The 21,313-nt window shown below is 42.4% G+C and carries 16 protein-coding genes; 8 read left to right on the plus strand and 8 right to left on the minus strand.

Features of this window, described 5'->3' with window-relative positions; all coding sequences use genetic code 11:
- Positions 1 to 240 precede the first annotated feature (240 nt).
- The 6 genes from CAN34_RS07225 to CAN34_RS07250 all read right to left on the minus strand — a co-directional run bounded on the left by CAN34_RS07225 (position 241) and on the right by CAN34_RS07250 (position 7,793).
- The gene (locus tag CAN34_RS07225; protein WP_254423126.1) at positions 241 to 2,253 is read right to left on the minus strand and encodes a flotillin family protein; all 2,013 of its coding nucleotides are present in this window, start codon (positions 2,251 to 2,253) and stop codon (positions 241 to 243) included.
- Positions 2,254 to 2,499: 246 nt separating this feature from the next.
- Entirely contained in the window at positions 2,500 to 3,162 is a 663-nt protein-coding gene (locus CAN34_RS07230) for an OB-fold-containig protein (protein WP_089555075.1), read from the minus strand.
- Positions 3,163 to 3,459: 297 nt separating this feature from the next.
- Positions 3,460 to 4,476, minus strand: coding sequence for a Xaa-Pro aminopeptidase (locus CAN34_RS07235; protein WP_254423127.1), 1,017 nt, complete (start codon positions 4,474 to 4,476; stop codon positions 3,460 to 3,462).
- A 169-nt stretch (positions 4,477 to 4,645) separates the two neighbouring features.
- Positions 4,646 to 5,134, minus strand: a complete 489-nt coding sequence (locus CAN34_RS07240; protein WP_089555076.1) for an META domain-containing protein — start codon at positions 5,132 to 5,134, stop codon at positions 4,646 to 4,648.
- Between the two features lie 316 nt (positions 5,135 to 5,450).
- Positions 5,451 to 6,560, minus strand: coding sequence for a lipase secretion chaperone (locus CAN34_RS07245; RefSeq protein ID WP_089555077.1), 1,110 nt, complete (start codon positions 6,558 to 6,560; stop codon positions 5,451 to 5,453).
- Positions 6,561 to 6,704: 144 nt separating this feature from the next.
- Positions 6,705 to 7,793: a triacylglycerol lipase gene (locus CAN34_RS07250; RefSeq protein WP_089555078.1), complete on the minus strand. Its 1,089-nt coding sequence runs from the start codon at positions 7,791 to 7,793 to the stop codon at positions 6,705 to 6,707.
- Between the two features lie 411 nt (positions 7,794 to 8,204).
- Here CAN34_RS07250 and map point away from each other — a divergent pair, with 411 nt between their 5' ends.
- Both map and glnD read left to right on the plus strand, forming a co-directional pair.
- On the plus strand, positions 8,205 to 8,999 hold the full coding sequence (gene map / locus CAN34_RS07255; protein WP_079690934.1) for a type I methionyl aminopeptidase: 795 nt from the start codon (positions 8,205 to 8,207) through the stop codon (positions 8,997 to 8,999).
- Between the two features lie 170 nt (positions 9,000 to 9,169).
- Entirely contained in the window at positions 9,170 to 11,965 is a 2,796-nt protein-coding gene (gene glnD / locus CAN34_RS07260) for a [protein-PII] uridylyltransferase (RefSeq protein WP_089555079.1), read from the plus strand.
- Between the two features lie 134 nt (positions 11,966 to 12,099).
- On the opposite strand, the gene CAN34_RS07265 is transcribed toward glnD, so the two are convergent.
- Positions 12,100 to 12,768, minus strand: a complete 669-nt coding sequence (locus tag CAN34_RS07265) for a hypothetical protein (protein WP_089555080.1) — start codon at positions 12,766 to 12,768, stop codon at positions 12,100 to 12,102.
- Positions 12,769 to 13,031: 263 nt separating this feature from the next.
- Here CAN34_RS07265 and dapC point away from each other — a divergent pair, with 263 nt between their 5' ends.
- The 6 genes from dapC (at position 13,032) to CAN34_RS07295 (ending at position 20,633) form a co-directional block, all read left to right on the plus strand.
- Positions 13,032 to 14,264: a succinyldiaminopimelate transaminase gene (gene dapC / locus CAN34_RS07270; RefSeq protein ID WP_089555081.1), complete on the plus strand. Its 1,233-nt coding sequence runs from the start codon at positions 13,032 to 13,034 to the stop codon at positions 14,262 to 14,264.
- A gap of 221 nt (positions 14,265 to 14,485) precedes the next feature.
- Positions 14,486 to 16,438, plus strand: coding sequence for a DUF294 nucleotidyltransferase-like domain-containing protein (locus tag CAN34_RS07275; RefSeq protein ID WP_089555082.1), 1,953 nt, complete (start codon positions 14,486 to 14,488; stop codon positions 16,436 to 16,438).
- 32 nt (positions 16,439 to 16,470) lie between these two features.
- Positions 16,471 to 17,076: a 3'-5' exonuclease gene (locus CAN34_RS07280; RefSeq protein ID WP_089555083.1), complete on the plus strand. Its 606-nt coding sequence runs from the start codon at positions 16,471 to 16,473 to the stop codon at positions 17,074 to 17,076.
- A gap of 135 nt (positions 17,077 to 17,211) precedes the next feature.
- Positions 17,212 to 19,323, plus strand: coding sequence for a D-alanyl-D-alanine carboxypeptidase/D-alanyl-D-alanine-endopeptidase (locus tag CAN34_RS07285; RefSeq protein ID WP_089555095.1), 2,112 nt, complete (start codon positions 17,212 to 17,214; stop codon positions 19,321 to 19,323).
- 108 nt (positions 19,324 to 19,431) lie between these two features.
- Positions 19,432 to 19,947 carry an ABZJ_00895 family protein gene (locus CAN34_RS07290; RefSeq protein ID WP_089555084.1) on the plus strand — a complete coding sequence of 172 codons (516 nt, stop codon included), beginning with the start codon at positions 19,432 to 19,434 and terminating at the stop codon, positions 19,945 to 19,947.
- 137 nt (positions 19,948 to 20,084) lie between these two features.
- Positions 20,085 to 20,633 carry a DUF421 domain-containing protein gene (locus CAN34_RS07295; RefSeq protein ID WP_089555085.1) on the plus strand — a complete coding sequence of 183 codons (549 nt, stop codon included), beginning with the start codon at positions 20,085 to 20,087 and terminating at the stop codon, positions 20,631 to 20,633.
- Positions 20,634 to 20,862: 229 nt separating this feature from the next.
- On the opposite strand, the gene CAN34_RS07300 is transcribed toward CAN34_RS07295, so the two are convergent.
- The gene (locus tag CAN34_RS07300; protein ID WP_079690926.1) at positions 20,863 to 21,309 is read right to left on the minus strand and encodes a DUF2147 domain-containing protein; all 447 of its coding nucleotides are present in this window, start codon (positions 21,307 to 21,309) and stop codon (positions 20,863 to 20,865) included.
- Positions 21,310 to 21,313: the final 4 nt, after the last annotated feature.

Raw genomic sequence — 21,313 nt, forward strand, 5'->3', positions numbered from 1 at the left:
TTGACGTTGAGTTGGCAAAAAGTAAATGGCAACCTAGATCACCACTTACTTTAATAACACTCTTCATTTACTATTGTGTGCATGGTCAATATTGATAGTTAATCTATTTTTAAAAGTATACAGTGCTGCTGGGATTAATTTTTCGCAGCCTCTGTCTGCGCAAACACAGCAAGCAAGAAAAATTCATCCCAGCAGTACGTGATAACATCTATACTTCTCTTATTTAAGACTGGCTATAGATTAAGCAGGTCTGTCATCGCTTTGCTTATTGGCTTTGCTCATTACCTGATTGGCCATCATCGTATTGATAATGCCGCTCAACGTATCTGACTTGCCAGCGAGACCGTCAATGGCTTTACCAATCGATAATGACTTAGCAAAGTTATCAAAGAAGTGCGCTTCACCGCCAACGATATCGATTTTGGCTTTTTGTAGCGCCACTGCCAATACTTCAGCGTTTTCTTTCGCAATCTCTTTACCAGCTTCAATCGATGCCATCGCTTCTTGCAATGCCGTTTCAAGTCCCATACGGAACTCTTCGTGCTCGCGAGCTTCTTTGCTCATGCTGCCCATGGCATTGAATTTCTCGACCAGACCATCGGCTTCCGCTTGGAAATGGGCGCGGGTTACTTCAGCTTTTGCAAGCCCAACTTCACGCTCAGCCTTAGCATTTGATTCACCGCGAGCGGCGATAACTTGAGCATTTGCTAACCCGATATCACGCTCGGCTTTAGCATTTGACTCACCGCGAGCTGCGATAACCTCAGCATCAGCCATGCCTTTTTCCCGTTCTGATTGTGCTTCCGCTTGCCCTGTGGCCTTGATAATATTGGCTTTGGCAATCCCTTCTTTTTCAAGCGATGATGCTTTGGCTTCTTGAATAGCTGCTTCAGCAAATCCATGCGCAGACTCTTCCGCTTTAATACCTTCAGCCATTTTTATTTTAGCTTCAGAATCCTTAGCAGCGGCTTCAAGATTGGCGGCAGCCAGCGTGGTAATCTCAACGGCTTTATGCTTAGCAGATAGCTCTTCTGCTTCCGCCTTTTTCACCTGACGTACTTTGATTTCTTCCGCATCTGCTTCAGCTGCTAATACGCGCGTTTGCTTAGAACGCTCAGCTTCACTGACTTCACGGACTTCCTTGATACGCTCTTCTTCTTGAGCAACGGTTTTGTCTACTGCAATACGCTCACGAATGACGTTGGCGATTTCTTTTTTCTCAAGCTCAATCGCGCGTTCAGCTTCGATACGCTGTAAATCAACTTCACGCTCACGCGAGACGATTTCTAAATCGCGAGCACGCGTGACTTTCTCTTCTTCGATGACGACAGCACGCAAGCGGTTTTGTCCAGCCACTTCGATTTCACGCTGTTGATTTTCACGCTGAATCGCCAAATCTTGCTCAACCATGATCACGGCTGTCTCAGATTTTTTACGTTCTTCTTCTTCAATCTTGCGCGTTTCAGCGGTTTCACGTGCAATCACAGAAGATATTTCACGGTGCTGTCTGGCTTCGGCATCCGCTTGCTGACGTTCCAGCTCAAGCATAGCTTCTCTAGTCTCAACGTTCTTCTTTTTAACCGCTAGCTCTTCATCACGCTCAAGCTCATTGGTAATGATGTTTTGAAAGGCCGTCAGTTGAGTAATCTTTTTGATACCTTCAGCATCTAAGATATTACTTGAATCTAACGACAATTTTGGCGTTTGCTCTAAGTAATCAATTGCCACGTCTTCTAAGATATAGCCGTTTAAATCATTGCCAATCTCTTTAACGATACTGTCACGAAACTCACTGCGATTTTCAAACAATTTGACGAAATCAATTTGCTTACCAACTGTTTTTAATGCTTCCGAGAACTTAGCATTAAACAGCTCATTAACAGCGACTTTGTCTGATGCTCTCTCAGCGCCAAGAGATTTAGCAACCTTAAGGACGTCTTCTTCGGTTTCATTAACGCGCAAATAAAACGCAACTGTGATGTCAGCACGCATGTTATCCGCGCAAATCAGTCCTTCTTTACCTCGTCTATCGACCTCTAAGGTGATAAGCGAGATTCTCATTAGTTCTTTTTTGTTGATAACCGGCCAAACAAAGCCACCATCAAAACGTACGGCAATTTTATTAACCCCGTTAATAATGAGCGCCGTACCCTGCTCCACCTTAATATAAAAGGCTTTCAGCATCAAAAGTGCTGCCATAACAAAAACAAATGCCAGTATGACAACCACGCCAACGATAATAAGTATATCCACGTTCACTCCCTAAATTTGAACATTCAAATCGAATTTAAAATAGTTAATACCATGCCTTTAAATAGATTATTTGTCGTTTATACATTACTCAATAGTGATTATTGTTTCATTAAATAGTTATTAGATATTCGTTTTGCCTATAATTTATTATTAATAATTGACTACTAGAAATTATTTAACTAAAAAATGTTTTTATCTGATAAAAATCATTTAAGTAATTTTGGTTAAGTAGATTAGTTTTTATTGTTATTTGTCTTTAGCAAGCGCGACTCTGTACGCACCGCTATCATTTAAATACTCTACCAACAGCACTTTATCGCCTTGTTTTAGTGGCTGCTCCACGCTATCACTATCTCGACGAATTTTTAGTATTAATCCTGCTCCGCCATCATTTAGCTCCGCTTCGCCATGCTTATCTGTCACACTAAGCGTCCGTACTATAGCCGTTTTACCGATGTTGTTTGCCGCATTACGTTTGGGAATTTTGGCGATGCTCTTGCGGATAGGTGAAATGATAATACCTGTTAGCCACATGGACACCACTAAGACAAACACTAAAGCCCCAGTCCCAAACAGATAATACAAAATGCCAGAATCAATTCGCTGATGTAGAAAACTGGTATAGACATAGCTTAATAGCCAACCAATCAAACTGACTAAGCTAAGGATGATGATTAAAGGCACGCCATAAAGACCTAACTTAAGCATGAGACCGGTAAAAAAACCAGTGGATGATAAATCAGATACGTTAGTATCACTACCTGAATCCCCAAATTCTACGGTGTCCATATCTACCATGCCTATCAAAGAGACAAGCCAATATAAGCTGACAAACATTACAAGACCGGTAAAGATAACGGTAGGGTATAAACTGATTTTAGTGATAAATATTAAAAAAGATTCTTGCATTGCACACTCTGTCCTTTTGCTCACCTAATCAGGTATTTTTATGACTCGTTTACACAATTTGATGCTATATGACTTAACTCGAATTAGTTCTGTTCAATTCGGCTTTAATAGAATTCATACTACATGATCTGATTTTTATATTTTGAAGCATTAGACTGGATTGCTATGTCTTAACTGGTCTTATTGGACTCCATTAACTAAAAAAGCACATCCCAGACTTACATTCATATAATCAACTTATGTTTCTTTATTGGTGATTATATAGGCATCTCATTACATAATACATAGCTTTCGCCACTATCGCCCCCAAATCGGTGAACGTACAACGCCCCCATCTTTGCTACTAATAGCATAGCTTGTATTACCAGATAATGAGTGGATCACCAAGCTACCACTGCTTTGGTTACTCACTTGCCCACCTAAATTTGCATGACGTGTCGGGTAAACAGCATATTGTCCAGAAGGTGATAGACGCGCTGGCTCATCAAGTCCAGTTTCTGCAAGATTCATAACTTGCCCTGTTGCTAGGGTCATAACTGCTGCCTTGCGTCCATTAAGATATGCCAAACGCTGACCATCTACGCTAAGCTGAGGACTGGCGGCATAGCCTCCTGTCGATATAAGGGCGGCGTTACCAGTAGCAAAGCGGTAACGATAAATGCTTGGGCGTCCAGCACGCACTTTATCACTGGTATAAACGAAGCTTTGCCCGTCGCTTGCATAGCTTGGCTGCACTTCAGTGCTAGGCAAAGTAGTGAGCTGTTTGGTACTGCCATCGCTTAAACGCATCTCATAAATGTCAGCATTACCACCAACCGTTGAACTATAGAGCAATTTTTGTCCATCAGGTGAGAATGACGGCGATAAATTGCTGCCCTCAGCATTCACGACCAAATTATGGGTTTTACTTTTGCGCTCATAAATATAAATCTTTGGGTGCTGGCGCGCTGCTTGTTTGCTATAAGCAAGCATTTGACCATCGGCTGACCACGCAGGCGCATAGATATAGCCATTTAACTGATCAATTAATTGGCGGTCGCTGCCATCTGGACGGATACGATACAGTGTCGATACCTTCGCGGCTCCTAAACCTTGCTCTTCTACATAAGCAATGTAGCCTTGCCGGTCTATCGCTGGCATTGCCGCAGTAAGCGGATTATTCATATCAATAGGCGCTTTAGACATATTGTTTGGTAATGTCTGACACCCCGTCAGGATGGCGAGTATTGGAATAGCAAATATTGGAATAACAACACAGCCGCTTATCATGCGAATATTAATAGTCGGTTTTAATACAGCAGTTTTCAACATCATATAAAGTCCGATAAAGCCTTGTGAATGCGTATAAGAGGGTCACAAAATGCAAGCGTTGCATCTAGTGTAACGTACATTGCCTTCTAATTTTAGACAAAAAAATACCCCACTTATTCGTGAGGCATTTTTGCGATACAAGTTTTTAGAACATTTATATTAAATCGCTAAATTATTTAGAGATAGCTTTAAAATGAGCAACTTGATTGCTATTGGTGATGGTTAAGATAGGCGTATTATTAGCGTTATTACTGATGCTATATTTACCTTGTACAGTCGCCATTGTTGCCGTATCAAAGCTTGCTTGTGGCTCAGGGCATGCCATCATAGTAGATAAGACGTTACCTAATACGACATTACCATTCTCAACACTGTAGTTAGCGCCCATGTTATTGCAGGTGTTCACAAATGTAACGCGGTCATTGCCATTATCTTTAAAGAATTTTAGGGTTAATGGCTTAGCTGGATCAAAGAATAACTGACTTACTTTATCGCCATTGGTACGCTTGGCATCAACAAGCTGCCAATCATAGGCTTGTAAAGCATTAGAGGTAATTGGTTGAGTAACAGGTGCAGTAACGCTAGGGGTAGTTTGGCAACCAGCAGCCAATGTACCTACAGCAAGAGTAGCAGCCAGCATCATTTTAGTCATGTTTTTCATATAAACTCCTAGAGGTTTCAAATATTAATATAAAAAGGTAAAAATATTATTGTTTGTCATTTTAACCAGTAGCGTTTGCTCTGATTAATTTTTTGTTTTCTTTAGTCTAAACAATGCGGCCATTATGCCCATTTCTTATAAGCCTGTCATGATAGATTGAGTACCAATTACCGCTATATTTGTTCCACTTTATGGTATTTTTGCTAACATGCCTTGCTAAGCTACCTACTAACTGTTAGCACATAAACTTTTGTTTTATTTTTAAGAGTTGCTTTTTATTTACCTCTAAATTCACACCTGTAGCTAGTCTCTTTCGTTAATTCGTATCGGCAGCTTTCTGTTGTTGCAGAGCAGCATAACCTGCCAGACGTTTGCGTTCAGCCTCATTAAACAATTGCTGCTCAATCTGGTTGATTTGAGTTTGAGCTTGCGTTTTATCAGTATTTTGGCTTAACAGACGCTGTTTTTGTGCTTGATACTGATTAAAGCGTTGCTCAAAGTTGGCATCTTCTTGATCGACTTGTGCAAGCCTTGCTGCTGCTGGTGCACCGACAAGATCGCGACGCATATTATATAACTCCTCAGCCGTTGCACCTTTGGCTTGCATTTGCTCGGTGCGACTCATTAATTCATTCAAATTGGCTTGCTTAGCAATATTAGCTTTGGTCGAATTGTCCGGCATACGGCTGATATAGTCTTGCTTGGCAGCTTCTTTTTGAGCCTCTGATAACTGCTGGTTTTGATTAATTCTTACCATCTCGATACTATAATCATCATATTCATCTTCTGCCCCAAAGAACGCTATGATGGTTTCTTTGGCAAAATGCCGCTGACGTAGCTTAGCCACATCTTGCTTTTGCTGTGCTACGACATTCAAATCTAATTCACCCTTTTCTGTTGCTTGCAACTGTAAATTCCCATAACGGTTTTCTATATCAGGAATCGACTTAAGATAAGCAATATACTGGTCGAATATAGTGACAGCTTGACTGGCGGCAGGTTCTGGCGTGTGACTACGAATATAGCTTTCCACACGGGCATAAATAACGGCTTCCTCTTCTTCACCAAGCGCTGATAAGAAATAATCAAACAAGCGCCGTAAGCCTTCAGTGACGACCAGCTGTTTGTTTTCATCAATGATAATTTCACCATCGACGTCGGTACCTTGCAAGGAGCGCGGTAAATTCTCCAGCCCCGTGGCAAATTGAGTACTATTTTTATTGGATGACATGCCAGCGCCATTATTGGGATTAGCCATATTTATTGAGTTATTTTCAGCGTCATTATTGTCCGTTTCAGATAGAGATTGAGAGGCGTTAACGCTGCTATTATTAGGTTTAAACCACAGAATCACCGCTACTGTTATAGCGATAATTACAGCAATAATAACAACGGGTAAAAAGGGTGAATGGCGATTGTTTGACATAGCAAAAACATCTTATTTAATAAATCAGTTTATATATAAATCCAATATAAAGAAGCAGGGTCAACGCTGTTGACCCTGCTTACGTACGAGCCGGTTATGACCGTGTTAAAGAACAGTGTTATAGATAAGCTTTATAGATAAGCTTTATAGATTGGCTTTCTTTAGACGGTTAACTTGATCACGATACAAGGTTTTTGGGTCAGGCTGTCCCCATGCTGTTAAGCCGAGTACTTGATTGGCTGAATCTAAATGATTCATTCGGTAATCATCACGTACCACATAGCCGAGGCGACTCGAGCAGGCAGATACTAAACCGTCGTTTGGATCGCCATTAAAAGTCGTGCCAGTAAGAGCCAGTAGATAATCACTAGGATCAAGACCATTCGTTATTTGCCCAATACCACTAAATGAGTAATATTTAATACCGTTAACTTCAGTATCCGCTGGCTGACCACAATAACTGGTTGGCATTGCCGCTGGGAATTTAACGTTAAATTTGGCGGCATAATCAGTAGATAGCGCTTCAAGTGCATTCCAACCATCTTGCTCTTGTAACTCCTTCAAGCTAATACCGGCGCTGACATCCATAAAGCCACCGACGAGCTTAAAGAAACCTAGCGCAATCTGTGAGCCAACATTAAACTCTCCTTCACCATAGCCATCATTGGCACTGCCTTCAACAACTTGTTTAATAACCCAATCACTCATTTTTGAGCCTTGCTCTGGGCTTGAGATGGCAGTGACTGATGCCACATATTTCGGTTCGACCGCAGCGACATAACGGCTATCGATACCACCTTGGCTGTGACCGAGTAAGTTAACTTTGGGACTGCCTGAGATGGCACTAATGGTTTTGACTTGTTGCAGTAATTGCTCGCCACGAAATTCGCTATTATTGACGGATGAGGTTTTGGTGGTATAAACCTGACTGCCGCCACTCATTAACGATTCAGGAATGCCATAAAAATAGTCAACCAATCCAAATGCTTTGGTAAAACCACCCAAACCATGCGCCATGACGACTGGGTACTTGGTATCTGTATGTTTTGAGGTAAAATACTTGCTACTGACCAGTTTACAACCAGTGGGATTGGCACAGTTATAATATTGACCAGCTGCTTGGGCAGAAGTCGTTTGTAGAGCCATCAGGATAACACCGGCACCAATGGCACCCAGTGACGGTAAAAATGCGCTCGGCGTAAATACCGCACGAAGGGAAGTTTTTCGGGTCATAACAACATCCTTGTTATAGTGATAGTCGGGGCGTCTTTATATGATATGGCTTAGTTATTGCATCCAGCACCAAGCGATAAAAAACACTGCTAATTCATTTAGCAATCAAAATTACCATACGTCTATACTTTGTAATATTCAACTTATTTTTGCTTTAAAAACACTAGAATTAGTGACTCTATAGTCAATCTAAAACATATAATTTCACTCTTTGCAGTTACTGCTTCCTCATGGAAATAGTGGGCATGTATGAAACTGCGTCAGCAAGTTGCGGCAACAAGTATGGGTAGGCTACGAATACGCACAGTGAAGGTTAACGCAATCAAAACACAGTGCTTTCTGCATTAAAACAGCACCATCTGCATTTATGGTATAATTTATCACCTAAATTCTATAACTATAAGACCGATTATGATGACTAAAAAATCTCTTATCCAATCACCTGAAGCCATAGAAAAAATGCGTGTCGCTGGTAAGCTTGCCAGCGATTTGCTTGTCATGCTTGATCAGCATGTCAGAGTGGGTATTAGCACTGAAGCGTTGAATCAAATTGCTCACGATTATATCGTCAATGTACAAGACGCTATCCCCGCTCCACTTAATTATAATGGTTTCCCTAAATCAATCTGTACCTCAGTCAACCATGTGGTGTGCCATGGTATTCCAAGCGAAAACAAAATTCTTAAAGACGGTGATATTATCAATATCGATGTGACTGTCATTAAAGATGGCTATTACGGTGATACCTCAAAAATGTGGGTCGTTGGCAATGGTTCCATCATGGCGCAGCGTATCTGCAAAGTGGCACAAGAGGCGCTATATGCTGGTATGAGTGTGGTCAAGAATGGCGCACGTTTGGGTGACGTCGGTGCTGCGATTCAAGAAATAGTCGAGCCTGAGCGTTTTAGTATCGTCCGCGAATTCTGTGGTCACGGTATCAGCAATGAATTCCACCATGAGCCGCAAGTGATGCACTATGGTAAAAAAGGCACGGGCTTTGAGCTAAAAACGGGCATGACCTTTACCATCGAGCCGATGATTAATGAAGGTAAATGGCAGACTAAGATTTTACCAGATGAATGGACGGCAATCACCAAAGACCGTAAGCTGTCAGCCCAGTGGGAGCATACCATGGTGGTGACTGACAATGGCTGTGAAGTGTTCACCGCGCGCCCCGAAGAAGACTTGAGTTTTTTAACTCAATAACAGAATATAAGATCGCTTAGGCGGTCTTTTTTTTGGACTGTTATTAATGCTTGTTACTGACTATTCTTGTTGATTTTTTACCTTTATACTTTCAATGTACTGTCGATATACTATCGATAGCTTTTTAGTTTTAATGACCCATATTTCAAACTTTTAACTGGATAAATCTCATGTTTAATTGTGATGTCGCCTCTATTGATTTGACGCCGATGCCTACTCTAACGTGCTCATCAAACATTCCTGCGATAACAGCCTCACTAACAGCAGAACATCTAGCAGCTGATAATTTATTAGCAAATAGCTTGTTAACAGATAAAAGTGTGATAGAAAACTCACTATTAGGCATTTCTGAATGGTTAATCCAAATCAATGACGATATCAGCCGTGCACTCGAACGCGGCGTCAATATTCGGCAGCTGGTTGCGGCGCGGGCTTGTGTCATCGATGACTTACTGATTGCTTTATTCAAATGGTTTGAGCTTGATAAGACGGATTTGGCGTTATTTGCGACTGGCGGCTATGGTCGCGGTGAGCTGTCACTACACTCAGATGTGGATATTTTGCTGCTAATGCCTAGCGAGCTTGATACCAATACGAGTAGCAAAATTGATAATTTAGTGGCGTTACTGTGGGATGTTGGACTTGAGCCAGCCCTGTCAGTACGCAGCGTTAGTGAATGCTTAGAGGCAGCATTAGACCATACCATTGCCAGCGCTTTGTTGGAAGCGCGATTGTTGATAGGTAACGAAACCCTGCAAGATGTGCCGCATCAGATTGTCAATACCCAGTGGTCACCACGTGATTTTTTTGAGGTAAAAATCAATGAGGCAAAAGCACGTTACCTACAGCACAATGCAACAGAATACAATCTTGAGCCCAATATCAAAACCGCCCCTGGTGGTCTACGTGACATCCATATTATCGGCTGGGTGACCAAGCGCTACTTTCGAGTTAGTAAGCTCTATGATTTGGTACAACAAAACTTTTTGACGGAAAAAGAGTTCGATGAATTGAGCTTTGCAGAAGGCTATTTATGGCAAATACGTCATTATTTGCATGAGTTAACGGGTCGTAATGAAAACAAGCTATTATTCGATTATCAGCGTGATATTGCCCAATTGATGGGCTATGAGACGCAACCAGACGACCAACCGAATGCAGCTGTAGAGCGCTTTATGCGTGACTATTATCGCTGCGCCATGCAGATATCGACGCTGTCTGAAATGCTGACCAATCACTACTATGAAACCATCATAGAGCCACAATTACCGGATGAGGAGCGCCCAAAGAAGCAGCCTATTAATGCTCGCTTCAATCAAGTCGGTGAGCAAATTGCGATGGCGCATCACCGAGTGTTTGCCCAGCACCCTGAGTCGATTTTAGAGATGTTTTTACTCATGGGTCAATATGGTATCAAAAATGTACGTACGCATACCTTGCGTGCACTAAAAATTGCAGCGCGTGGTATTGATCAGGCTTACAGAGATAACCCCACGCACCAAGCGCTATTTTTAGCCAATTTAAAAGAGCAGAATTATCTCTTTCATCGCCTTCGTACCATGAATCGCTACGGGGTTTTGGGCAGCTACATCCCTGCCTTTGCGCAAGTCACCGGTCTGATGCAGTATGATTTGTTTCACCGTTATACCGTTGATGCGCATACCTTATTTTTGATTCGTATTTTGCACCGTTTCACTGACCCGCGTTTTTATGAAGACTTTCCCCTAATCAGCTCTATCTTTCAGCGTATTGAGCGCAAAGAGATTTTGGTATTGGCAGCGATGTTTCATGATATCGCTAAAGGTCGTGGCGGCAATCATAGCCAACTTGGCGAAACAGAGTCCATTGAGTTTTGCCTAGCCCATGGTATGAGTGTTGCCGATGCCCACTTAGTCGGCTGGCTGACCCGCTACCATTTATTGATGTCGATGACCGCACAGAAAAAAGACATCTCAGATCCAGAGGTAGTGACGCTATTTGCAGACTTAGTCGGTAACGTCACTCATCTAAATCATCTATATGTGCTGACAGTTGCTGATATGAATGCTACCAATCCTCAGCTTTGGAACAGCTGGCGTGCGACCCTCATGAAACAGTTATATTCGCAAACGCGACGTATCTTACGTGCAGATATCGATGCGCCGACCAACCGTCAAGATATGATTAGTGCCACGCGTAAACAAGCACTGGTGATGCTTGATAATGTCGACAATCAGCATATGAATCGCGATGAGGTGCTGAGATTATGGGATGACTTGGGTGATGAGTATTTTCTGCGGGAGATTGCAGAAGACATATTATGGCATACCGAAGCTATTTTGAATCATCCGCCTATAGGTCGAGCTTCTGACGCTGACAGTGCGCCATTAGTCGTCCTACGTGAACACCGTGAGCTGGCGCTTGATGCAGTGCAGGTTTTTATTTACACCCAAGATCAGGTCAATTTATTTGCGGTGACCATGGCAGTATTTGATCAGATGAATCTAGACGTTTTGGATGCACGCATCATTACCGCCACCCGTGATTTTGCTTTGGATTCTTACGTGCTACTGGATCGTAGTGGCACGCTACTGGTCGATGCAGATAGTCAACAAGAACTTAAGCAGCGCTTGATTGATGCCTTTAAAAACCCTACCGTTCCCAAGCTAACTAACAGACGGATTCCACGCCAGCTTAGACATTTTGAAGTCGCTACCACGATTAACTTTGAGTTTAATGAGGCCTCAAATCAGCATATTATGAGCTTAGAGACACTTGATCAGCCAGGCTTGCTCGCCCGCGTTGGACAAGTGTTTTTACAACAGCAGATTGAGGTACATGCGGCACGTATCACCACGTTGGGCGAGCGCGCAGAAGATATGTTTTATATCAGTGATCAGAACGATCAAGCATTATCCGCTGATAAACTCGACACTTTAAAAGCGACCCTGATAGAAAGCCTTAGTATACGTAATGACAATACTTAAGTTAACTTAACTTCGCTCAGCTCAGCTTAGCTTGTACCTAGATACTTAGCTATAAAGTATGATGCTCCAAGATAGCAGTTTAAGACCTGTCATTTATCCAGCGATTGAATAAATCACTATATAAACGACAGGTTTTATATCAGGCTTTTGTATATGACGCCACGAGCATGTTCTTTCAGCGCGTCATCGGCAAGCTCCAGAGGCAGTATCCCTGCGTCTACTTTCTGGTCTCCATAGATTAAGCGTCCAGCATCAACTTCCTTTTGTAGCAAGCGGTGCAAGCTTGCTAAACGGAATTGTGCATCATAATACCTATAAATCTCCTTTAAAGAGATAGGCGCTTTGGCATGAACATCACGATAAAGGCTATCGACTGCCAAAATCGTCATCTCATTTAGGGTCTCTTCACTCGACAAATCGGCTTGGTTAATTTTACGTTCTAAATGAGTAGTAAATCGACCCTTAAACCCAAGCATAATGACAAAAATCAGTGTGTGTATGACAAATATAGTAATATATTGCCATAAAGGTAGCGATATATCTAACAGCTTGCTGAGCAACATTAATACCATGGCAACAACCACGTAGGTAACCAATTGCCACAACAACCACATCATAAAGCTGTTTTCTCCAAACCAAAACATTTGGCGCTCTTTTAAAAGAGTCAACTGCTGACGTGCCTGCCACCAAGCTTGCTCCCGCTGTTTTAGTTGTTCATATAATTCAATACGCTGATCATTATCAAAATATTTTTCATTGATATTGTTAGCGTTAAGACCGTCAGTTTTAAAAACACCAGGCATATCAAGTTATTCCTAAAATACGTTGCTATAAAAGCCAACCATTGTTTTTTCTTAGTTATAGGTTATATCATGTCAGCTTTATACTAAGGCTAGTAGCATGGTTAACACTGGCTATGGCTCAGTGTGCGCTCATTTGAGACGCTATAGATTGTGATTGATAAACATGAGAAGAAAAGACAAAAAATAAGAGAAGTGCTACACTGCTTGAATGTAATTTTTCTTTATAACTTTATTATTAATTGTCTATTATAGTTAGCCTAATTATGAATCACAACTTGACATATCTGCACCCCTACCCCTTCGCTAAGATGGCGACCTTGCTAGCTGATAGCACTCCAGCCCATGGTTATAATGAAATTAAGCTGGGTATTGGCGAGCCAAAGCATGAGCCACCAGCATTTGTGCTGGACGTGCTACGCGAAAACTTGGACAAAATAAGCCTTTATCCAACGACAAATGGGATATTTGAGCTACGCCAAACCATTGCACACTGGCTTGAGAAGCGCTTCTTTTTAAATCATGTCGACCCTCATACGCAAGTATTGCCAGTGATGGGTACTCGCGAGGCGATCTTTAGTATTGTGCAGGCTGTGATTGACCACAAAGTAGAAAATACAGACGCTATTGAACCGCTTACCGTTAGCCAACCACCAACGGTCGTCATGCCCAATCCTTTTTATCAAATATATGAAGGGGCGGCGTTATTAGCACAAGCGACGCCTTACTTTATACCGTGCACAGCAGATAATGACTTTAAAGGGGATTATCGCGCCGTACCAAAAGAGGTATGGACACGTACGCAGTTATTATTTATTTGTAGCCCAAATAACCCGACTGGCTCGGTGATGACGATGGACGACTGGGAGCAAATATTTCGTCTATCAGACCAATACGGCTTTATCATTGCCAGTGACGAATGTTATAGCGAGCTATATTTTAAAACACCGCCAATAGGTTTATTACAAGCCTGCGCTGCCCTCGGTCGCCATGATTTTAAAAACTGTGTGGTGTTTCATTCTTTATCCAAACGCTCAAACTTGCCCGGTCTACGTTCAGGCTTTGTGGCGGGTGACGCCAAGATTTTGCAGGCTTATTTACAGTATCGTACCTATCAAGGCTGTGCGATGCCGATTCCACATCAGCTTGCGTCTATCGCTGCGTGGGAAGATGAAAAGCATGTGGCACACAATCGGGCACTGTACCAAGAAAAATTTGCTTTGTGGATGTCTGAGCTTGGTGAATTATTAGATTTACGCATGCCTGAAGCGGGCTTTTACTTTTGGATAAAAGTCCCTGAGCAGTTCGATGGTGATGATGAGCTGTTTGTCAAAGCATTATATGAACAAGCCAATATTCATGCACTTGCTGGGCGTTATTTGTCACGCGAAATTAATGGGAAAAATCCAGGACAAGGCTATGTGCGCATTGCCTTAGTAGCCAGCGTTGATGAAAGCCGTGAAGCGATTAGTCGCATTCGAAAACTACTGGGTGCGTAAGTTCTAACTTTAAAAAATGAAGTGATTTAAGCGGTAAATATTAAAATAATCGCTAATAGTTTATCTAATCTTAAAAAGCCGTCAATAACCACAATATTTTTATGGTTATTGACGGCTTTCTCCTAAACAATGTTATAGTAAAAATATATCGCCACTATTCTTTATACTAACTTATCATTCGTAATATACCTTTCACTGAACGTGCCATCAAGGATGATGCCATGCCCCATCTTGATTTTACCCAACCGCCATTTGATGTGTTAAGCGCTGGTGAACGGCAAAGTATTAAAAAAAATACCCAAGTTCGTTATCTTGCCAAAGACGAAGTGTTGCCGGCGGACGATTTGCAGTACTTTTATGTGGTACTCAAAGGACAGATCGAGCAACTGCTTAATGGCGAGTTTTTCGCCGCTTATCTAGGGAGCAATCATACCGATCATCTCAATAGCAATGATTGGTTTGATAGTCGTCGCCTGCCAGAATCGCTCATAGAAGAGAGTCTACAAAAAGGTAGTATTCAGCAAGCCACAAATTCAGCGATAACCCCCTATCAATTTCGTGCGACTGAAGACACTCTGTTGCTGCAAATTAATGGATCAATCATTGATAAAATCAGTGCGCAAAACCATCTGGTTCGCCAATTATTATCAGAAAACTTACCAGAACGATTGAAGGCTTTGCAGCAGCGACGTAGCGGGCAGAATCTAGACACTGAGAGTTATAACGACCAACAAGAAGTGCAGCAAATCATGCTGCAACCGGTGATCGATGTCGCTTTATTGCCGGTACATATCGTTGATGCAGATAACAGCATATTTCAAGCAGCACGCATCATGACTGAGGCTGGACTTAAGCATGTTCTGGTACGACCATCAGGGCATTTAGAAGATAAAAATAGCTCTGATCGTACGCTGGGCATTCTAACCGATACCGATATCTGCCGCGCCGTTAGCGACCAGCAAAATCCTGCTACCACCCTTTGTCAACGTTATGCGAGTTTCAACCTGCGCACCATCGATTTCGATGATGAGATTGGCGATGCGCTATTGACCATGACTCGCTACCGTATTCATAGGCTGCCGGTGATTGACGCCAATGGCCAAGTCGTAGGCGTACTCGGGCAAAGTGATATGCTCGCTCATATTGGTCATCATTCACAGCTGATCAGTATTCAGATTGAACAGGCAACAGATTTACCCAGCTTAGATACGGCTGTCGAGCTCATCGGGCGCTATATTCGTGCACAGCATCAAAACGGTATAAAAATGGGTAATATTAGCCGTATGGTACAGACACTCAATGCGCAGGTTTTTACCAAGCTTTGGCAACTTATCGTCCCTGATGAAGTGATGGCTAATACCTGCGTTATCGTCATGGGATCAGAGGGTCGCGGTGAGCAAATCATGCGTACGGATCAAGATAATGCCCTGATCATTCGTGACGGCTTTACTCATCCTGAGTTGGCACAGTTTGCCGATACCTTTAACCAGCAGTTAGCAAACCTTGGTTATCCGCTGTGTAATGGCAATATTATGATGACCAACCCAATTTGGCGTCAGCCGCTAAAGCAGTTTGAAGCCCAGATTAGTTTATGGTTTAGAAACACCGATCCGAAGCACAGTATTTATTTATCGGCTATATTTGATGGTGAATACGTCTGCGGCGATGAGTCACTACTCACTCATGTCCGTCAACACTTAAAAATAGCCCATCGTCAGTCAGATGCGATGTTTGTGCGTCAGTTCGCCCGTGCAGCGCTGCAATTTGGCGATGTCAGTCAGTGGTGGCAAAAGTTTGTGCCGCTACTGGGCGGCAAGTCTAGCTCTTATGATATTGACCTTAAAAAAGCCGGTATTTTTCCACTGGTGCATGGTATTCGTACTTTAGCATTAGAAAACGATATTTTTGACGCCCCTAGTAGCAAAGGGCGTCTGAAAGCGTTGGTGCAAGTACGAGCCTTAAATCAAGAGCGTGCTGATACCTTGCTTGAGGCATTAGAGTTCTTTATGGCGCAGCGTTTATCGGTCGCGCTGTCGACAGATGATAAACATGCTCATGAAGTTGACCCAACAACATTAACCGCACTTGAGCGTGATTTATTAAAAGAGTGTTTGGCGGTGGTCAAAAGTTTTAAAGGTCAATTGAGTCGCCATTATCAGCTTGAATTTGGTTAGGGCAGATTGGCTAGCGTTGGAGATAAAATGATATGAGTTGGCTAAAACAGTTATCGTCTTCTTGGCAAAAAAATCAGTTACAGCGCCCTGAGCTGGCATCGATGTTTACTAGACCTATGGCTGGACAATGGGTAGCAATTGACTGTGAAATGACGGGACTCAATCCAAAAAAGCACCACCTATTATCTGTTGCAGCCATTCATATCAATGGTGATACGATCGACACCGGTAATGGTCTACATTTGGTTTGCAAGCCACCTGTGATGCCTGATCGCGATACCATTATTATTCATGGTTTGCGCACCGCTGATGTTGAGCATGGGATGAGCTACGATGAAATGCTAGCGTTACTGCTACCTTTTATTGATAATCGTCCTATAGTAGGGTTTTGCCCGCTGATAGATACGGGGTTTTTAAATCCTTTGGTAAAGCGCTACATGGGTACTCATTTGCCAAATGAGGTAATTGATGTCCGTCAGCTATATAGTCGACGGATGGGCGATCGTACGCAAGGTATCCCCAATCAATCGCAGCATTTGACCAATATCTTAGCGCACTACGATATTCCTGAGCTTGGCACTCATGATGCTTATAATGATGCCATCATGACAGCGATGGCGTTTATGCATGTGCGCTGACTTTGACTATTTTGATAAAATAGTACGATAAAATCATGCTTTCAACCAGACCCTAGATCTACGAATCTGCATCTACGCGAAAATAGCAACTCATGTTACCATAGGTTGTTTTTGCCACCTGATGATAGACTGCTCATGCTTCCCACATTTAAACTTATTAAACACCCTACAAACCACGCCAAACTGACAGCTAATAGCCAACATTTAAAACCGTCGAATCACATCACCAAACGCTTATCAATACTCATCTTATTTGCCACTCCTATTGTAGCGCCAATACACGTGCAAGCCGCATTACCAGAAGCGATCGAGACGGCGCTAGCGCGAGCTGATTTGACCGCAGCGGATATCAGTATCGTTATCACGCCAGTGGGTGATAAAAACGCCAGTCGATTACCCTCTCCTATTAAGGTTATTAATAGCGGTGATATTGATAGCACTAAAACTGATAATAATAATAAGATTGACAATCAATCAAAGCCCGCAAGCACGGATAATGCAAATACTGACTCTCATAGTATTAATAAACAAGCGACGCAAAATAATAATGCCAATAAACAAGTAGTAAATCACCAAAGCCCATTGGTGACGATTGAAAAACGGACAATTACACAATACGAAAAACAACTAAATGCTTATACCGATGATCCTTATACCTATCAAAGTCTAGAGAGCAGCCCATCGCTATTGCCAGATGGGGCATCAACGCCTGCTAACCATCGTGCTAACCATAACAATAGAAACGATAATAGAAATGAAAGCAACAGCAACAGCAACAGTAGCAATAAAAATAAGCAGGTTATAACCAACACTTCAATAAAAATCTCGTTTTCACCGTTACTAAATCATCAGCCCGATATCGCGCGTACACCCGCCAGCACAATGAAACTCGTCCCTAGCTTTATTGCGTTAGATACCTTGGGCGCTGACTTTGTCTGGCATACACGTGTCTATCACACAGGCATCATTATCGGTGACCAGCTATATGGCGACTTGATTATTCAAGGTAGCGGTGACCCAAAAATGACTCATGAGCGTTTGCAACAATTGTTATATAAAGTGCAAACGTCAGGTATTCGCCATATTAACGGCGATATTATCATTGATAGCACCATTTTTAAAAATGTCAGTAAAGACCCTGCTGCCTTTGATAATGCACCTCTGCGCCCTTATAATGCCAGTCCTGATGGTTTTTTGGTGAATTTTAGTAGTATCGCTATCCAAAGCTATCCGCTAAGTAATACCCAAGCACAGCTGACCTATACGCCGCAATTAGCAAACTATCAATTGCCTAACATGATAAATATACGCGCAGCTGCCTGCGGTCAAGCTCGTTACAGTCTCGCACCGCAGTGGCAACCGACACAGCTGACACTAAATGCCAGTTTACCGGACAGCTGTGGCGAGCATGCCTTTTATGTCGCTTACCCTGATGCCAAAGATTTTGCGGCGCGCGTCATCGCAGCCAAATGGCAAGCACTTGGTAATACGCTAAGTGGAAAAGTTATCAGCCAAGAAACCCCTTATGATGTGAATAAAAAACCCAAATCACTGCGCGGTTTGGCAGCTATACCTATGTCACCATTACCAATTGTCAGCTACCCATCGTTAAACTTGACGCAGCAAATTTATGATATCAATCACTTCTCTAATAATGTGATGACTGAACAAGTGGCGCTATCTATAGCGGCTTATAAAAAATCCAGCAGTGACGAGACCGTCAATGCAGCCATCAATGAAACCATAAATAAAACTGGTAATAAAACCATTGATAAGCTCCAAACCAGTTTATACCAGTTTAGTAAGCCTACGACAACGAGCTATCCTGCTGCCTTACAGACCATAAACCAATGGTGGCAAACCCATCTGACCACACCGCCGCCACATCTCACCAATGGTTCAGGACTCTGCCGCGACTGCACGATCAGCGCCGCTAATTTAAGCGAGCTATTGACCTACGCTTACAACCATCCAAGCTTTGATGCCTACGTCAGCTCATTAGGTATCGCTGGGGTCAGCGGTACTATTACCGCTCATAGCGAACGCTTACCTGAGTCACAAGCCATTGGTCGATCTTGGATAAAAACGGGTACCTTGAATAATGTCACTTCGATGGCAGGCTATGTCAAAGGGCTGTCCGGACAAGATTATGTGGTGGTTGGACTGATCAATAGCGAACAGGCGCTAAATGCTTATACAGCAAGACCGGTTTTAGATGCGATGCTTGATTGGACGGCGCAGCATTGATCGTTTTTTATTATAGTCAATATACTTTATAAGCAAGACAATGCTGCTGGGATAAATCTTTTGCAGCTTTTATCGAAACGACGCTCTCCCCTTTATAAAGGTCATCCTATGTCACGCAAATCGCCGCAAATTAGTAAGTCCACTACTCAATCAGGACCTCATGGATTGCCGCCAAGCGCAAAAATTACTCAACCTAAACTGACACCCTATGTTGGATTTTTTGCCGTTGGTTATATTCTTGCCAGTGCGCTATTTATGATTATTCAAACCAAGTTTCCCTTAAACGCGCAAATGGTGACCGTACTATCTATCATTATGGGCGCTTATATTGCGGTGCAGAAATTTATCAAGCATCAACAGCGCGCACTGGATAGCAGTGAAATCAATCGCTTAATGTTCGGTGGGGTAGCTGTGGTTTGGCTGCTCACTGTCGTTTATTTCTTAGGTATCTGGTTCTTTTTATTTGATGCAGTGAGCCGTGAGGTGCTACTCGATATGAGCATGCAACAGCCGCTACCGCTGCTTTCTGCATTAATCATGATATTGGTACTTAGTTTAGTGAGCGCACGTATCAGTATTTGGGCCCTCAATCGTCTACTCGATCCTAATCGCAAAGCCAGTTAAGTGCTTATTGCTATTGAGTGATGATTGAACGCTTTAACGTCATCGACAAGCGACTACAAAGTTTCTGCCCTATTCATACGTAAATTCCGTTACGCTGTCTGTAGGACGATTAACTTTAATTAGTAGGAGCTAAGACCATGGACACACTTTTTTTTGACAATATCGATAAGCTTGGGCGTATCGTTCTGACTACGGTCATGGTTTATATTTTGATTGTGGTCGCCACCAAAATCTCTGGCAAACGCTCTACCTCACAGCTCAATAATTTTGATTGGATTGTCACCGTGATGATTGGCTCATTGAGCGCCAGCACTATTTTGCTCAAAGACATCCCTTTTATCGAAGGTATGTCTTCTATTGTAGTGCTCTATTTATTACAATTTTTGGTTACCAAATACGCTTCTATTTCACCGCAATTTAGCAGTTTTATTTTATCTGAGCCGCGCATTGTTTTTTATCAAGGGCAGTTTTTGCCTGATGCGATGCGTGCCGAGCGTCTGACTCGACAAGAGATTGAATGCGCCATGCGTTCTGAAGGTATTCACCGTTTCGATGATGTCGAGGCCGTTGTTTTTGAATCGGACGCCAAACTCACCATCATTCCAAAACCTACTTTGTCTGATAATAGCGATAATCCTCAGTGGGAAGATGGCGCGGTATCAGAGACAATTGCGCCACTTATGTAATGTCGCTACTAAAAAGCGCTACTAATAAAAAACTTGAGCAATAAAAAACCTTAAATATACCAATAAATGTGCAAAAATTAAAAAGGATAGCCAATATATATTAGCTATCCTTTTACTTTTGACACTTTTTCCTAAATGCTTTTTCTCTCGTTATTCTTGCTTCAATAGGTTTATTTTAAGTAAAAATAACCAGAGCTGCTATCAATAAATGATAGGATTAACGGCAAATTTACTTAATACGCTGCCACGTTTGCGAGCGACCAAAGACTGGTGAACCGACATAGCCGCGTAATTTCATGCTTTGACCATTATCACTCAATGTAAGCTTTCCAGAATAGGTTTTTCCTGACTCAGGATCGACCAGTTTGCCATCACTCCATTGATTATTACCATCAGCTTTTAAGCCTGACAATATTTGTAATCCTTCAATAGGCTTGTTCTTTAGGCTACCGGGACACTTGGTGCAAACGGCGTCAGCATTTTGTTTATTGAGGACTTTGATAATTTTTCCTGACACTTTACCACTGTTTTCAGTGAGCTGAATAACGGCTTTTTTTTCACCGGTTTTATCGTCGATAGTTTGCCACTGTGTGCCATTTAAAGAAGCAGCAAAAACAGAGGTAGATAGCAGTGCACCGGCACTCAGGGTAAGTAAACTTGATATAGTACGATTCATGAAC

Origin of the sequence: Psychrobacter sp. DAB_AL32B (genome assembly GCF_002224105.1) — a bacterium.
Taxonomy (GTDB): domain Bacteria; phylum Pseudomonadota; class Gammaproteobacteria; order Pseudomonadales; family Moraxellaceae; genus Psychrobacter.

Bases quoted from the DNA above. Each gene is read 5' to 3' on its own strand.
- CAN34_RS07230 (WP_089555075.1), bottom strand. From the start codon at position 3,162: ATGCAAGAATCTTTTTTAATATTTATCACTAAAATCAGTTTATACCCT.
- CAN34_RS07235 (WP_254423127.1), bottom strand. From the start codon at position 4,476: ATGATGTTGAAAACTGCTGTATTAAAACCGACTATTAATATTCGCATG.
- CAN34_RS07240 (WP_089555076.1), bottom strand. From the start codon at position 5,134: ATGAAAAACATGACTAAAATGATGCTGGCTGCTACTCTTGCTGTAGGT.
- CAN34_RS07245 (WP_089555077.1), bottom strand. From the start codon at position 6,560: ATGTCAAACAATCGCCATTCACCCTTTTTACCCGTTGTTATTATTGCT.
- CAN34_RS07250 (WP_089555078.1), bottom strand. From the start codon at position 7,793: ATGACCCGAAAAACTTCCCTTCGTGCGGTATTTACGCCGAGCGCATTT.
- map (WP_079690934.1), top strand. From the start codon at position 8,205: ATGATGACTAAAAAATCTCTTATCCAATCACCTGAAGCCATAGAAAAA.
- glnD (WP_089555079.1), top strand. From the start codon at position 9,170: ATGTTTAATTGTGATGTCGCCTCTATTGATTTGACGCCGATGCCTACT.
- CAN34_RS07265 (WP_089555080.1), bottom strand. From the start codon at position 12,768: ATGCCTGGTGTTTTTAAAACTGACGGTCTTAACGCTAACAATATCAAT.
- dapC (WP_089555081.1), top strand. From the start codon at position 13,032: ATGAATCACAACTTGACATATCTGCACCCCTACCCCTTCGCTAAGATG.
- CAN34_RS07275 (WP_089555082.1), top strand. From the start codon at position 14,486: ATGCCCCATCTTGATTTTACCCAACCGCCATTTGATGTGTTAAGCGCT.
- CAN34_RS07280 (WP_089555083.1), top strand. From the start codon at position 16,471: ATGAGTTGGCTAAAACAGTTATCGTCTTCTTGGCAAAAAAATCAGTTA.
- CAN34_RS07285 (WP_089555095.1), top strand. From the start codon at position 17,212: ATGCTTCCCACATTTAAACTTATTAAACACCCTACAAACCACGCCAAA.
- CAN34_RS07290 (WP_089555084.1), top strand. From the start codon at position 19,432: ATGTCACGCAAATCGCCGCAAATTAGTAAGTCCACTACTCAATCAGGA.
- CAN34_RS07295 (WP_089555085.1), top strand. From the start codon at position 20,085: ATGGACACACTTTTTTTTGACAATATCGATAAGCTTGGGCGTATCGTT.
- CAN34_RS07300 (WP_079690926.1), bottom strand. From the start codon at position 21,309: ATGAATCGTACTATATCAAGTTTACTTACCCTGAGTGCCGGTGCACTG.